At 35.9% G+C, this 16,590-nt stretch carries 9 protein-coding genes; 8 read left to right on the forward strand and 1 reads right to left on the reverse strand.

The genetic code is table 11. From position 1 onward, the window contains the following. Positions 1-92 precede the first annotated feature (92 nt). A complete protein-coding gene (locus I5435_RS07050) occupies positions 93-1,511 on the reverse strand; it encodes an aminotransferase-like domain-containing protein (protein WP_025218987.1) in 1,419 nt (472 codons plus the stop codon). 112 nt (positions 1,512-1,623) lie between these two features. Between I5435_RS07050 and I5435_RS07055 the strand changes: the two genes are divergently transcribed. The 8 genes from I5435_RS07055 to I5435_RS07090 all read left to right on the forward strand — a co-directional run bounded on the left by I5435_RS07055 (position 1,624) and on the right by I5435_RS07090 (position 15,909). After that, positions 1,624-2,556: a DMT family transporter gene (locus tag I5435_RS07055; RefSeq protein ID WP_024362416.1), complete on the forward strand. Its 933-nt coding sequence runs from the start codon at positions 1,624-1,626 to the stop codon at positions 2,554-2,556. Positions 2,557-2,603: 47 nt separating this feature from the next. Further along, on the forward strand, positions 2,604-3,260 hold the full coding sequence (locus I5435_RS07060; RefSeq protein WP_024362415.1) for an MBL fold metallo-hydrolase: 657 nt from the start codon (positions 2,604-2,606) through the stop codon (positions 3,258-3,260). A gap of 296 nt (positions 3,261-3,556) precedes the next feature. Continuing rightward, positions 3,557-4,156, forward strand: a complete 600-nt coding sequence (locus I5435_RS07065) for a TetR/AcrR family transcriptional regulator (RefSeq protein ID WP_024362414.1) — start codon at positions 3,557-3,559, stop codon at positions 4,154-4,156. Between the two features lie 345 nt (positions 4,157-4,501). Next, complete coding sequence (locus I5435_RS07070; RefSeq protein WP_337983496.1) at positions 4,502-8,386, forward strand: InlB B-repeat-containing protein; 3,885 nt, start codon at positions 4,502-4,504, stop codon at positions 8,384-8,386. A 285-nt stretch (positions 8,387-8,671) separates the two neighbouring features. Next, entirely contained in the window at positions 8,672-11,833 is a 3,162-nt protein-coding gene (locus I5435_RS07075; RefSeq protein ID WP_337983497.1) for a cadherin-like beta sandwich domain-containing protein, read from the forward strand. Positions 11,834-12,133: 300 nt separating this feature from the next. After that, entirely contained in the window at positions 12,134-13,828 is a 1,695-nt protein-coding gene (locus I5435_RS07080; protein ID WP_337983498.1) for an FAD-dependent oxidoreductase, read from the forward strand. 462 nt (positions 13,829-14,290) lie between these two features. Then, the gene (locus I5435_RS07085; protein ID WP_337983499.1) at positions 14,291-15,502 is read left to right on the forward strand and encodes a hypothetical protein; all 1,212 of its coding nucleotides are present in this window, start codon (positions 14,291-14,293) and stop codon (positions 15,500-15,502) included. Further along, on the forward strand, positions 15,502-15,909 hold the full coding sequence (locus I5435_RS07090) for a hypothetical protein (protein WP_337983500.1): 408 nt from the start codon (positions 15,502-15,504) through the stop codon (positions 15,907-15,909). Before I5435_RS07085 ends, I5435_RS07090 begins: the two co-directional genes overlap by 1 nt. Positions 15,910-16,590 lie beyond the last annotated feature (681 nt).

Genomic DNA, 16,590 nt, shown 5'->3' on the forward strand with positions numbered 1-16,590 from the left:
TGTCGGTAACGGAGCCTTTGGTGACATCAACGACATAACAAAAAAGTGTTAGATTGATTGCAGTCAATCTAACACTTTTGTTGTATGGCAGCTCACTTAGAAAGTGATTGTGCCACTGCTACAAACCTTTTTAGCCCTTCTTTTAATTGTTTTTCATTTGCGTAAGAATAGCTTAAACGAATCCAAGAAGATAATTGTTTTAATGGATCACAAACTTGTCCTGGCACAAAGGAAATATTTTGTTCGAAACTTTTGCTTAATAATAATTCAGTTGGAAAATTATTTGGAAGCTGTACCCATAAATTCAAACCGCCTTTTGGACTGGTCCATCGCCAATCTGTTATGGCTAGCTCTTCCTCCATGATTTCCTTTCGAATTTGAAGAGCAATTCGAATTTTCTCCAAGTGTTGTTGCAATCTTAGAGATGAAAAGTAATGGAGAAAAATTTTTTGATTGAGAAGTGGTGAGCCATTATCCGCTAACGATTTAGTTGTTAGCAATGCGTTCATTAATGATGATTGACAAATAACAGTCGCAATTCTTAAACCAGGTGAAATATATTTGCAAAAACTTCGGATATAAATGACTGTCCCAGCACTATCATAGGTATAAATGGGTGGTGGAGGGGGTTCATCAAAATATATGTCGTGATAAGCATCATCTTCAATTAATAACAGTCGATATTGTTCAGCTAATTCTACTAATTTTTTGCGCTGCTCAATAGGAACAGTATAGCCAGTCGGATTATGAAATGTCGGATTGAGATAAAATAATCGCGGTTTATATTGCTTAATATATAATTCAAGTTGTTGTAAATCGTACCCTTTTGGATGAATATCCACCGTAACAATCTGGGCTCCCTGTGCTTTAAAAATATCAATCGCAGCACTATAGCTTGGACGTTCAAATAAAACGACGTCTCTAGGCTTAATAAAAGTTTGGGCTATAAGGTGAATCGCTTGCTGTGAGCCAGAAGTAATGAGCAACTCATCTGCACTAATATGTGTTTTATACTGGTTGATAAAATACTGTGTGAGTGTTTCACGTAGTTCTAAATCACCTTGCACAGTTGAGTAAGTTGCAAGTACTTTTGGATAAAGATCAAACACTTTCTTTACGTAATCTGAAAAATAATGATTAGGTAAAAGATTGGGATCAATTAACGCCTGCGAAAATTGATAGGAAACAGCTGGCTGATGGATTTCAGATAAATGATTTTTTTGTAAGTATGCAGAAACAATCGGATTGCTTTGATTTAGATTTTCAAAATGTTTTGTTTCGATTGATTGGACAAAATAGCCTGCTTTATCTTTTACATAAACTTTGTCATGCTTTTTTAATAATTGATAAGCCTTTAAGACCGTTAATCGATGAACATTCATTTCAGAAGCTAATTGGCGGACGGAGGGAATCTTTTCATGTTCTTTCCATTCGTTGCGTTCTATACGGTGTAGTACATAATCATATACTTTCTTAAAAAGATAATCTTTATGTTCAATCGTTTTGTCCACTTCGATTCCTCCTATTCAAAAAGATTGTACCACGAACGATGTTAATCTGTTCTATCTTTTTCAATCTGTTCTACGTTCCTTCTTTTATGATAGAAAAAAGGAGGAGATTGATATGGTGATGATTAATTATATTTTTATGTGTTTGATTTTTGGTACGACTTTTTTAGCGATTAAAATTGGTGTTGATGCAGGGGTACCTCCATTTTTATCAGCTGGGCTTCGTTTTTTCATTGCTGGTTTGCTGCTATTTAGTTTTATGGTTTGGAGAGAAAAAACGACAATCCGGTTATTATGGCGGAAAGAGATGTTTTTTACAGGGGTATGTTTGACTTTTGGAACGTTTGCCGCATTATACTGGGCAGAACAGTATGTGACATCAGGAATTGCAGCTGTTCTATCTGCTACGGGTCCGATGATGATTATCATTATTCAAACATTGGTATTGAAACAACAAGGAAATCGTCAATCATTGATCGGTTGTGTTGTCGGAGTTATTGGTGTCACACTGTTGATTATACCTAGTTTTTCAATTGAAATAAGTACCTTCTGGATGGTTGGTTGTCTCGCCATCATAGTAGGTGAGCTATTTTATGCAATAGGAACAATTTATACGAAACATGTTATCCAAAAATTTGAAACGACATCACCAATTGCCTTAAATGCAGTGCAAATGATGTACGGCGGGATGCTATTAATTATTTTATCGTTTTTTACCGAGAACATTCAGTTTAACAATCTGTTAAATCTCGCTTCAATGGGCTCCCTTCTTTATTTAATTATTGTAGGTTCAATGATTGGGCATAGCATTTATTATTGGCTTGTTTCACGGACAAATCCAATTTTTCCTTCTACATGGCTGTATATTTCTCCCTTAATCGCTGTAGTATTAGGTGTTATTTTTTATCAAGAATATCTATCTTGGTTAACTGGCATAGGTACTTTGACGATTATTGTTGGAACGGTTCTAGTCAATTACGAAACATTGAAGAAGTTACTCTGGCAGAAAGGGACTTTGCAGCATGTTATTAAGCAAAAGATTTTCTAATGTAAGAAAATCTTATTAAAAAATCGAATTGTCAAGGAGGCAAAGTTATGCAAGTTTCTAAAGGAGTGGAGGTTTTGGAGCTTGAATTTAATGGCACCATGATCTATCCCACGCTTTTATGGGATCAAGACATGGCCGTTTTAATAGACACTGGATTTCCTGGACAAATGGAAGATTTGCGCGTAGCAATAGATAAGATAGGCGTGGCTTTTGACAATATACAAGTTGTGATTTTGACACATCAGGATATAGATCATATAGGGAACCTACCTGACATATTACAAAACGATGGAAGTAATATGAAAGTATACGCGCATGAGCTAGATAAACCTTATATTCAAGGGGATTTTCCACTTCTGAAAGATGGGCATATAGCGAATCCACCGAAGGGAAGAGTAGATGAGACGTTACATGACGGTCAAGAGCTGCCATATTGTGGGGGAATTCTCGTAATCCATACGCCAGGACATACCCCAGGTCACATTAGTCTATATTTGAGGCAAAGTAAAACACTTGTTGCAGGGGATTCGATGTATAGTGTAAACGGTGTACTGCAGGGAGTTCATCTTCCAACTACTTTAAATATAGAGGCTGCTCGCCAATCATTAAAGAAATATATAAATCTAGACATAGAATCTGTAGTTTGTTACCACGGCGGATTAAGTCTGGCAAATAGTAATGAGCAGATTTTAAAATTTCAATAGTAAAAAAAGATGGTGAGCCAAACAAAAGACAACCTCGTAAAAGATAGATTTCATGTCTAATTTTTACGAGGTGTATTTGTTATACTTTTGCCAATAGTGTGTCACAATGTTGATGTGCGATAAAAGGTCGCAAAATAAAGTAATTGAATGAATGGAAAAGTATTTGCCTAAGTGGTCACTTTCATGTATAGTATCAGTAAATTTTTGATTGTTCGTTTAGAAATTGTAACTACATATACATTATAATGAAATGTAGATGTGGGACTAGTAGTAATTTTTATGTAGGAGTGTTTTGAATGGGAGAAAGAGGAAGACCTAAAGGTGCTAGTGGTGAAGAAAGTCGGGCACTACTTCTTGAAATCGCAGCAAATGAATTTGCACAACATGGATATCATGATACAAAAGTGAGTTCGATTGTTAAAGCTGCTTCATTAAGTCAACCCACTTTTTATTTGTATTTTAAAAATAAGGATGCTATTTTCGAAGAATTAGAAAATTTATTTCGCTTACGCATGATTGATTTTGCCAAAAAAAGCCGCTTACAGCCTGCATTGGAGCAAGCAACAGTAAAAGAGCGTATTATATATAACGTAAAAGAATTACTGGTGTTTTTTTCTAAAAACCCTAATTTAACACGTATTGGGTTTTATTTATCAACAAAGGCAGATGAAATAAAAGCGCAAATGGTCAAGCAAATAAAAGACAATCTGGATTTTGAAGTAGATGCAGGTTACTTTCGGAAAGATTTAGATACGCAAACAGTGGCAGAGTGCTTAATAGGCATAATTGAACGATTAACATTCATTCAATTACTACCACAGAAAAAACAACCACAAGAAATAGCAACGGATATTGTCGATTTACTGATAGAAGGAATGCTAAATAGAGAAAAATAGTGTTCTCAAATGGAGTTAAAAAGGAAAATTTATATTTTTCTTTTTATAGTTGAATATTACTTTTCAGTAATATAAAATTGGAAATGAAATTGGCTATAGCTATGTCGTATCGGGATGTATGCTCAAGGCTTTTTAAGCAATTCCCTCCGTTAATATAATTCCAGTATTTTATATATAGTCAGAGAGAAGATAAAATAAATAGAAAGGAGGTTAGTAGAGTCCACGGACAGAAGGTGTGCGGTTGCAGTACTGAAATCATCACGATGTATCATTATATTACTTTTGAGTAATATATGCGGGCTATAGTAACAATTTCTAACAAGGTTAAACGAAAAGAGGGATGGTATGAGAAAGATATGGAGACAGGTGATACCTATTTTTTCTCTATTTTTATTAATCGCATATTCCTTAATAGGCAGTATACCTGTGCTTGCAGCAATGAATAATCAGACAGTCCAGCAAAGCTCGTTATTAGCGGCGAGCAACATTATTTATGTGAATACAAATGCTGCTGGTGGTAAAAAAGATGGTACAAGTTGGGAGAATGCTTTTCTAGATTTACAGAGCGCATTATCAAAGGCAAAGACTGGCGACCAAATTTGGATAGCACAAGGAACATATATACCGACACGACTAGATGATGTGAGGGACGCTCGTACTGCCCATTTCAAAATGAAAAACGGTGTAGCTATTTACGGTGGCTTTAAAGGAGATAGTGACGAGGAGACAGTCGAGAATCGAGATTTCACGCACAATAAAACGATATTAAGTGGTGCACTTCCAAGTGGAGAAGCGGCATATCATGTTTTTTATCATCCAAATAATTATGATTTAAAATTAAATGCAACTGCAATCCTTGATGGCGTCACAATCACAGCAGGACATGCGGATGGTTATCTCACTTCTCATATGCATGGGGGAGGTATGTACAATTCAGGAAATAACCCAACTTTGAGGAATGTTATTTTTTATGGCAATAAGGCAAACTATTTTGGTGGTGGGATGTACAATTTGCAAAGTTCACCAACCTTAATGAATGTTGAGTTTACTGACAATGAAGCGACCTCAGGAGGAGGTATATTCAATTGGAATGAGAGTGCTCCGAAGCTATCAAATGTGATTTTTAATAAAAATAAAGCAACACGTAGTGGTGGGGGCATTCAAAATAATTCATGTGACATTATAATAGAGCACGCAAAATTTACGAACAATGAAGCGGCTCACGGAGGAGGTATAGCAAATTACGGTAATAGTGCCTCAACCTTAACAGATGTGACATTTAGTCAAAATATAGCATCGCAACAAGGAGGTGGGATATACAATAATGGACCTGGTAATAAGTCAATCTTAACCAATGTCATGTTTGAGCAAAATAAAGCAGCGTATTTTGGAGGGGGAATAGTTAATGATAGAGAGAGTAGCCCAAAATTCACAGATGTAATATTTAGGAACAATGAATCGGATAGTGGAGGAGCTATGTTTAATGCTAACAGAAGTGCTCCGGAATTAAATAACGTCGAATTTCATGGGAATATAGCAATAAGTAGGGGTGGTGGAATATACAATCGATTGCAAAGTAATCCACTTATCACAAATGTAATTTTTAATGGAAATAAAAGCGAGTTAGGTGGTGGATTACTTAATGAGTCTGGCAATCCATCATTAATTAATGCCCTATTTATTTCAAATAATGCGAATAAGGGTAGTGCTCTTTATAATATTTTTGCGGATTTTAGCTTGATAAATGCGACCATCTATTCAAATAGTCCAGCAGCTATTTACGGAGGTGCTGCAAATAGCAAAATTATTAATAGTATTATTATTGGAAATGGTCATACAGCAGCACTGACTGATTATCAGGGGCAGACAACAAAGAGTTTGCTCGATGTGCCGGTAGAAAGAGGATACAAAGGTCAATTGTTTGATGCAACTTCAAATCCTACCGGTCCTGCAACTTATGTGCCTGATGATGTATTCGTCTCCCCAACTAGCGGAAATCTGCATTTAAAAGTTGGCGGACCAGCAATTGATGCAGGGAATTCAGATGCACATAGTATTGCCACAGATTTAGCAGGGAAAAGACGAATTCAAGGCGCAGCCATTGATTTAGGTGTATACGAAACGACACCGTACTATACAGTAACCTATAATGCAAACGGCGCAACAAGTGGTATTGTACCACAGGACAGTACCCAGTATGAAGAAAATAAAATAGTAACAGTCCAAGGGAATATCGGTAATCTAGTAAAGGATGGCTATCTATTTGCGGGATGGAATACACAAGCGGATGGACAAGGAGAGCCGTATTTTGCGGATGAAACTTTTCAAATCGGTACAACGGATGTGATTCTATACGCACAATGGATAAAGAATCATTATACGGTAACCTATGACGCAAATGGCGCAACGAGTGGTCAAGTACCACAGGATAGTGCGTTATACGAAGAAAATGAAGTGGTAACAGTCCAAGGAAATAGCGGCAATCTAGTAAGAGATGGCTATCTATTTGCAGGTTGGAATACACAAGCGGATGGACAAGGCGCGGCGTATAATGCAAATGCAACTTTCCAAATCGGTACAGCGGATGTAATTCTTTATGCACACTGGACGAAACCTAATACGCCAACGTATACCGTAACCTATGATGAAAATGGCGCAACAAGTGGTACTGTACCACAGGATAGTGCGCTATACGAAGAAAATGAAACGGTAACAGTCCATGGGAATAGCGGTAATCTAGTAAGAAAGGGCTATCTATTTGCAGGCTGGAATACACAAGCAGATGGACAAGGCACGGCGTATAATGCAAATGAAACTTTCCAAATAGGTACAGCAGATGTAATTCTTTATGCACAATGGACGAAACCTAATACGCCAACGTATACCGTAACCTATCATGCAAATGGCGCAACAAGTGGTACTGTACCACAGGATAGTACACAGTATGAAGAAAATAAAACGGTAACAGTTCAAGGAAATAGTGGACAATTAGTAAGAACAGGCTATACGTTTGCAGGTTGGAATACACAAGCGGATGGAAAAGGAGCGGCATATCAGGCAAATGACGTTTTCCCAATTGGTACAGCGGATGTGATTCTTTATGCACAATGGACGAAACCTAATACGCCAACGTATACCGTAACCTATCATGCAAATGGCGCAACAAGTGGTACTGTACCACAGGATAGTACACAGTATGAAGAAAATAAAACGGTAACAGTTCAAGGAAATAGTGGCAATCTAGTAAGAACAGGCTATACATTTACAGGCTGGAATACACAAGCGGATGGAAAAGGAATATCCTATGCTGAAAATGCAACCTTCCAAATGGGAAAAGCAGATGTCACATTGTATGCACAGTGGGCATCGAACCCTTCTACACCAAATGAAGGTAATGTTACGGGTCCATCCACATCGGAAGGCAATAATTCCGCTAATCCATCAAGATCCATTCAAATATCCCTCGAGACAAATGGAGGGTTATCTTTAAAGGACATAGAGATTGCCTATAATACAACAGTTAGCGACTTACCTATACCGACAAGAGAAGGTTACCGTTTTGCTGGTTGGTATCAAGACAAGGAATTAACGAAACCGTGGGATAAACGGATGTTGGTGAAAGAAAGTTTAACGCTCTATGCAAAATGGACAGCCTTACCAGAGGAAGAAGCGATAAATTCACAGCCACCTAAAACACCACAGCCATTGCCGCCAATCGTGACTTTCCAAGATATTGAAAACCATTGGGCACAGGAAATAATTGAGGCATTGGCAACGCAAGGGATAATTACAGGTTATAAGGATGGTACTTTCCGTCCAAATGAGACGATAAGTCGCCAGCACGTAGCGGTCCTCTTGACACGTGCATTTACATTTGAGGCGAGTCGTCCATCAATAGCTTTCTCAGATGTAGCATCACATCATCCGTATTATCATGAGATTACGATCTTACAGCAGGCGGGTATTATAGACGGGATTGATGGAGCCTTTCATCCAGCCGACCATCTTACACGTGCCCAATTGGCGAAAATATTAGCGAATACATTACAGCTCCAACCACAAACTACAAGTTCATTTACGGATGTAGATAGCAGTCATTGGAGTGCGGGGTATATCGGGGCACTAGAACGGGCAGGGATAGCATTAGGTGATAATGGTAAGTTCCGACCTGAAGCTTTTGTGACAAGAGCACAATTAGCAGCTTTTTTATATCGAGCAATGCAGCAATAAATCTTTTAGGACATGAAGCAATAGAATAGCTTCATTCGGTTATATCGGAATAGAGTAAGATTTTTATAGATTAATATTACTTTCAAATAATATAAGAAAAAAATAGATAGTGATTTTATTTCTGAGGAACATTATAGAGTTAATACGAGAAGGGTTACTCTGAAAAGCTGACGAGGATAAATCATAAATAACTATTCATTGTCAGCTTTTCTTTAGGTTTTGCGAGCATCGATGAATAATTTAGATTATATATTTTTAAATAATAAAATTCAGGAGATGATGAGGTTGAGTTTCAAGAAATTGAGATTTTTCGCACTTCTATATATAGCTATACACTTTTTCCTAATAACCTTATCTTCTGTAGAGGCTTCGGAGCTTGGAAAGTTTAAACCACTAACATTACAAACTTCTGGTCTTCGAATATCTGGGGGAATAGAAGTAGATAAGTATGGAAATATTTATGTTTTAGATTCGGGTAGTACTTGTGTAAGAAAATTTAAAGCGGATGGAACAAAGCTTATAGGTTTTTGTACTGGTGATCCAGGCAAACAACTAGGAGGAATTGCAGTGGATGATGCCTCTGGTAATATCTATGTATCAAGTAGAATAGAACATATCATTTACAAATTGAACTCAGGTGGCAGATTGATAAAACAGTGGGGGAGCGAGGGCACTGGTAATGGACAATTTAAATATCCTCGAGGCATCGCGATAGATGATACGGGGAATGTCTATGTAGCGGACTCTGTAAACAATCGTATACAAAAATTTACTGCAGATGGAACATATATAGCTCAGTTTGGGCAAATGGGTTATCCTGCTGACATTGCACTTGATAAGGCAGGAAATATGTATATTACGAATACATTTTCCAATAGGGTTAAAAAGCTAGGTTCAGATGGCACAGATTTATCTTATGGATGGAAAAATAAATTTAGTTTACCTGAAGGAATAGCAGTAGATCCTAATGGGAATATTTATGTTGCTGATAAGAATAATTGGAGAATACAGAAGTTTACATCAGATGGAGAGTATCTAGCTCAATGGGGTGCTGAAAGTTCACTAGATGGTAAACTTATATATCCTAGCCAATTAGCAATAGATACAGCAGGGAATTTATACGTCATAGAGGGGGAAGCATTAAATCAACGTGTACAAAAAATGACTCCTTTACCCTCCGATGCAAATTTAAGTAGTCTAAAGATAGGTACATTCACAATACCTCTTTTATCGAATCATCCGAATCATCAAGTAACTGTAGGCAATGATGTTTCTATGTTAACTATCACAGCAACAGCTTTTGATTCCCTAGCCGCAATTAATATAGAAGGGAAACTATCATCTACTGGCACTTTGAGTTATCAGGCCAATCTTGATGTTGGTAGAAATATAATTCCAATTGTTGTGACAGCTCAAGATGGTCATACTAAAATAACATACACACTTACTATAGTAAGATTAACATCGACCGATGCTAGCTTAAAAGGCTTGACTATAAATCAAGGTACATTAAGTCCAACATTTTCGGCAAATCAAGAAATGTATACAGTACAGGTAGAACATGCTGTTTCATCAATTCAAATTACAGCTTCTCCAACAAGTGATGGAGCGAAGGTAGCGGTGAATAATAAAACATCATCAGAAACGGTAGAGCTAGTTGTGGGAGAAACCACAATTCCAATAGTGGTGACAGCACAAGATGGCAAAACACAAAAAACATACACATTGACGGTCATGAGAGCATTGTCAGAGGATGCGACATTACAGAGATTATCTGTAAGCGAGGGTATTCTAAGTCCTGTCTTTAAAGCAGACGAAGAAAATTATACATTACAAGTAGAACATAATGTGACAATGCTTGATGTGGAAGCCGTTACTACAAATAGCGAAGCAAGTGTGACTATTAATGGCAAGCATACAGCGTTGGATTCAATAGAACTTTTAGTAGGGCAAGCAAAAACGGTATCCATCGTCGTCACAGCCCCAGACGGTAAAACCCAAAAAACATATACTCTGACAGTAGCACGCGCACCATCTAGCGATGTGACATTGCAAACCTTAATAGTAGATCAAGGCATATTAAATCCAAGCTTCCAGCCAACTATAAATAGGTATACAATTCAGCCAGATCTTGCTACTTCAACTATACAAGTGACTGCACTACCAACGAATGTTAATGCAAGTGTGATGATTAATGGGAAAACCACTACAACTGATACGATTACTATAATAGCCGGAGAGACAATGACTATTCCCATTATTGTTACAGCTCAAAACGGTGAACAGGGTGTCTATACATTGCTTGTACAAGAACCTTCTATCCCGGTTACGAGTGTAATAGTGCAGCCAACAAATTTACAATTACAGGTAGGTGGTAGCCCAGTAGCATTGACTGCAACGATATTTCCAGCAAATGCAGGTAATCAGAATGTGAGTTGGAGAAGTAGTAACCCAACTGTTGCTACTGTAGATCAAAATGGAATGGTCACACCAAAATCGGCAGGAGTAGCAGATATTATAGTAACAACAATAGACGGTAGTAGGACAGCAACCGCTCAAATCACGGTTGAGCAGGTTGTATCTAGTAATGAACCAACACCGAGTCCAGCACCTATACAAGAGCCAGTAAACGACAATGATTATTCACCATCAACACCTGTGACTATTATATTTCATACAAATGGAGGAACAGTCATAGAACCTATGGAGGTAATTTATAACACTAAACTAAGTAATTTACCTATACCGACAAGAGAAGGTTTCCGTTTTGCTGGTTGGTATCAAGACAAGGAATTAACGAAACCGTGGGATAAAGGGACGCTGGTGAAAGAAAGTTTAACGCTCTATGCGAAATGGACAGCCTTACCAGAGGAAGAAGCAGAATCGTCAAAAGATTCACAGCCACCCAAAACACCACAGCCATTGCTACCAATCGTGACTTTCCAAGATATTGAAAACCATTGGGCACAGGAAATAATTGAGGCATTGGCAACACGAGGGATAATTACAGGTTATAAGGATGGTACTTTCCGTCCAAATGAGACGATAAGCCGCCAGCACGTAGCGGTCCTCTTGACACGTGCATTTACATTTGAGGCGAGTCGTCCATCAATAGCTTTCTCAGATGTAGCACCACATCATCCGTATTATCATGAGATTACGATCTTACAGCAGGCGGGTATTATAGACGGGATTGATGGAGCCTTTCATCCAGCCGACCATCTTACACGCGCCCAATTGGCGAAAATATTAGCGAATACATTACAGCTCCAACCACAAACTACAAGTTCATTTACGGATGTAGATAGCAGTCATTGGAGTGCGGGGTATATCGGGGCACTAGAACGGGCAGGGATAGCATTAGGTGATAATGGTAAGTTCCGACCTGAAGCTTTTGTGACAAGAGCACAATTAGCAGCTTTTTTATATCGAGCGATGCAGCAATAAATCTTTTAAGGGCGTGAAGCATTTCCAGTGCTTTACGCCCTTTGAGTATTTCTGTTTGGGGGAGACGCTAAATTTAGGGTTTTAAAGTATGGAAAGAAGCAATATATTGTTACTTTATATGACGTGCATGACGAAATTTGTGATGTTGCTTTTGTGAAGCAAAATCGAAAGTTTTTCTAATGCTCCTTTAATTTGGTAAATTTTTAGTTGACTATATACCCCTGTGGGTATATAGTGTATTGTGAAAGTGCTAATCAATTACATGTATTATTGTATTCTACATATTTTTTGGAGGGGATTTTGATGAAGAAGATTATTATTATTGGTGGAGTTGCTGGAGGCGCTTCTGCTGCGGCGAGAATTAGACGGTTAGACGAGCAAGCTGATATTATCATGTTTGAAAAAGGGCCTCATGTATCGTTTTCAAATTGTTCTTTACCATTTTATTTAAGCGGTGTTGTGGAAGATAGTAAGCGTTTATTAATGATGACACCAGAGTCCTTTGAATCAAAATATAAAATTGATGCACGTGTAAATAGTGAAGTGATTGCGATTAATCGTCATGAAAAGTCAGTAACGATTAGAAGTACACAAACAGGAGAGCTATCAACAGAAGTATATGATGAATTAATTTTATCTCCAGGAGCTAGCCCGATTGTTCCAAATCTTCAAGGTACGGATTTACCACATGTGTTCACTGTGCGAAATGTAGTAGATATTGAACAATTACAACAAGCAATTGTTCAAAAAGATGCTCAAAATATCGCAGTTATTGGTGGCGGATTTATTGGTGTAGAGGTAGCTGAAAACCTCCGCTTAGCTGGACGCGGTGTTACTTTAGTGGAATTTGCCCCACAAATTTTAACACCATTTGATGAAGATATGGTTCAAATTTTACACAAAGAGTTATTAGATCATGGTGTGAACTTGATTGTAGGGGATGGCTTAGCAGAAATTACGACAGATTCTATTACATTAAATTCAGGAAAAACAATGGATGCTGACATTGTTGTTTTAGCGATTGGCGTTCGTCCAGAAACAACATTAGCAGTAGAGGCAGGACTAGAGATTGGTGCAACTGGTGCCATTAAAGTAAATCAAAATTATCAAACGAATGACCCGAGCATTTATGCTATTGGAGATGCCATAGAAGTGTATCATCGCTTGATGAATAAAGCGACTCGTTTAGCATTAGCTGGGCCTGCACAAAAGCAAGCTCGTGCAGCTGCGGATCATATATATGGAATAACTTCGGCTAATAAAGGTGTTATAGGTTCATCGAGTATTCAAGTTTTTGATTATGCAGCAGCTGCAACAGGATTGAATGAGCGGACAGCAAAGCAAATGGGGTTACCAGTTGATGCCGTGTATATCATTGCGCCAGATAAAGTTGGGCTGATGCCTACAAGTAATCCACTTCATTTTAAATTAATTTATGAAGTACCAACTGGACGAATTGTTGGCGCACAGGCGATTGGTAAGGGGAATGCAGATAAACGAATCGATGTCATTGCGACATTGATGACAATGAATGGGACAATTGAAGATTTAAAAGAGCTAGAGCTTTCATATTCACCAATGTTTTCAACCGCGAAAGATGTCGTCAATTTAGCGGCTCTTGTCGCAACAAATATTATGGCAGGTCGTTTTAAGCAAGTGCGTGTCAGTGAAGTACGCCAATTAGTCGAGTCAGGCGCAGTTATAATTGATGTACGTGAGCCTAATGAATTTGCAAATGGTGCAATCAAGGGTGCAAAAAACATTCCATTAAGTCAATTACGTGAGCGTATGCATGAAATTCCAAAGGACGTACCTGTCTATGTCCATTGTCGTTCTGCACAACGTAGTTACAATGCGGTAATGGTGCTAGAGCATAATGGTTATGATCAAGTTTACAATATCTCGGGCTCATTTTTAGGAATTAGCTTGTATGAGTATTTTAAAGATCAACAACTAAATCGTGAGCCAATTGTTACACAATATAATTTTAAATAATAGTTGTAGAAGTAAGGCATAGAAGTTTTCGTGAATAATACTTTGTTTGAGATATGCGACTGGAAAATAAAGAACTACTTACTATCTTTAGTAAGTAGTTCTTTTTAGTTTCAGCACTTTAAATATTTAGATATTTATTGGGCTACATAATTTTTATGTACGACTTTATATCAAGACCTCGGTTAGATAGAGATAATGCGGCAGTAGAAGGTTTGAGGGATTATAGCAGTATCTCTACCAATAAATTTGGATTTTTAAAGCCTATATTCAATTCAAGTTATCGAAAGTTATAAGAGTTGAAAAATGCTGTTTATTTTAAAGCGTTTTTTGGTAACATATAACTAATCATAGATATCAGGTTTGCAGAGAATATTAGATTGAGTTAGTTGCTACATTAATTTTCATATATGTAGTTGTGGAATATGAACCCTTCATTTAATAATTTGGAATTGAGGAGATAAGGTGAAATCAATAAAATTTAAAGATAATAGGTTGATATATGAAAAGTATACACTTTCAAAGATAAAAATATTGTTATATATTTTAGTAAATTTAATTGCTATTTTTCTAGCTATAATTATAATGACAAATTCATCTAGCAAAAAGTTATTAACTGAATTAGTTGATACTGTAGGTTTTATCGTCAAAGAAAATCCTACAATAAAAAGTACGGCAGAGTTTTCTGAATTAATAAGTTTATCTATTTTTATACCATTAATATTAATTATTATTTACTTATATATAGCTTTACCAAAATTAGCTGAGTTATTGTTAAGATTTCATGTGAAAAATACTATTTTAAGTGATATTTTCGTATATATTAAGAAATTTTTTGGATATAAAGGATTGATGACTGCAATATTTATCTTAATTTACATTCAGTTTAATATTACCTCAGAAAAAGATTTTGAAATAATTATTACACTAATACTAGGTTTAATTTTAATATTTGTTCTTTTAAAAACTTTTTATCGGAATATGATTTTTGTAATAATAGCTATATGTTATTACTTACCGGAGTTATACTATTTACCAAAATATGAATATCTTGATTTTGTATTAAAAAAATTACCTTTTGTTTTATTTTTTTCAGTGATGTTTATATTAGCTTTTTGGGGTATGAGGCTAATAATACTTTTTGATTATTCATATGCAGATTATATAAAAAAAACTGTTAAAGAAAAATTTAAAAACTCAAATGAAAGAACTATATTTAATTTAAAAGAACAACTGACCTACATTGTATTGGAAAGAAATCAATTTAATTTTTATTTCTCCATTTCTATTTTTGTAACGATTATTATTTTTTGTTATGGGGGAATTAGATTTTTAAAAGATGACATTCAATTCAATGAATATAGTGAAGTATTTTTGATTGTATGTTTTGGAATTGTGTTAATAAGATTTATTTCAAGATCTGTAGAAATTATTTATTCCTTCTATAATGATATAATAGAATTTAAAAAAGTTACTAAGACTACATTTTTAGATGGAAGCAATCGTATAATATTGGCCCTATTTAGTTTAGCAGAATTATCAATACTTGCTGCATTACTAAATTTTATCCATTATTTTTATATAGGTGATTATTTAGAAAATGGTGATGCTAGTGATGGATTACTTAACGGATTAAATATAATTTTTTCAACTATACATATTTTACTTTATCTATAATGAAATCTTTTTCAATTAGTTTTTTTAATTTTTCGTACCCAGGGGATATCGGGTTAGTAGGTGTAAGTAAATTTATTCTATTACTAGTACATTTAATTCAAGTAATAGTAAGTGTTGTACTAATAACTTTATCTATTGCTAACTATTTAGCATTACCAAAAGAGAAGATTTTTTACAGCGTTGAAAAAGATGTTAATACTGATTTTTATCAAGTTGTTAAATATTTGGTTGCTCCTCAGTTTGAAAAGAGGGTTTTTATCGTAAAAGGTATAAACGAACTGGACTTTTTGGAACGAACAATTGAATCATATTATGAGTGTGGAAGTATAAATAGTAGCGAATATATAGCAATTTTTGAAGCTTTGAATGATTATAAAGAATTTATAGAATGTCCCAAACAGAGTTAAAATTTGCTTGAACGATAGCAATAACCAAAATTTGTAATTCCAAAGTCTGATTATAAAAATCGATGAAATGAAAGAAAGTAACGATTCTTATTAAAAACTTTCTGAGAGTGCATTCAAGCTTTCTTATCTAGATAGATCCGGAGTCCTCCAACATTTAATAGTAGTGGATGAACACAAGTTTTGAGAATAATAATCCTTTCATAGTTTTCTCTAATGTTAATACATAGGGGGAAAAGATAATGATAATTAGTAAAGGGTGTGGGGTTTTACAATTAAATGGAACATCGAGGAATTTATTTTCGATTCAATGTATGAGGCTGATTAATTTCAAATGAGATATATAGTAGAATTAACAATGGATATGATACACTTGATTATATAATAGTATATTCTATGCACTATGCGTTGCAGGAACAATTACACTTATGATTCTGTTTAGCGATTGTTTCCAATCCGTATTGCCATGGTTGTCATGTGATTACAAGTGATAGCTACTACACGATTCAAGCTTTAGCAGCCATAGTCGAATCCTTTATTCCAGCACAATAACAAAAGCTAATCGTATCCTAAAACTGTTTATGTGATAAAAAGTAATTGAGTGCTCATTTTCACTCGAAGCGTCGAATAAACTTCGAGGACGTAGTCTAGAACAAGCTATAATTAAACAGTCCATCCGTATGA

It is taken from the genome of Lysinibacillus sp. C5.1, from assembly GCF_016350185.1.
In the GTDB taxonomy this organism is placed as follows: Bacteria; Bacillota; Bacilli; order Bacillales_A; family Planococcaceae; genus Lysinibacillus; species Lysinibacillus sphaericus.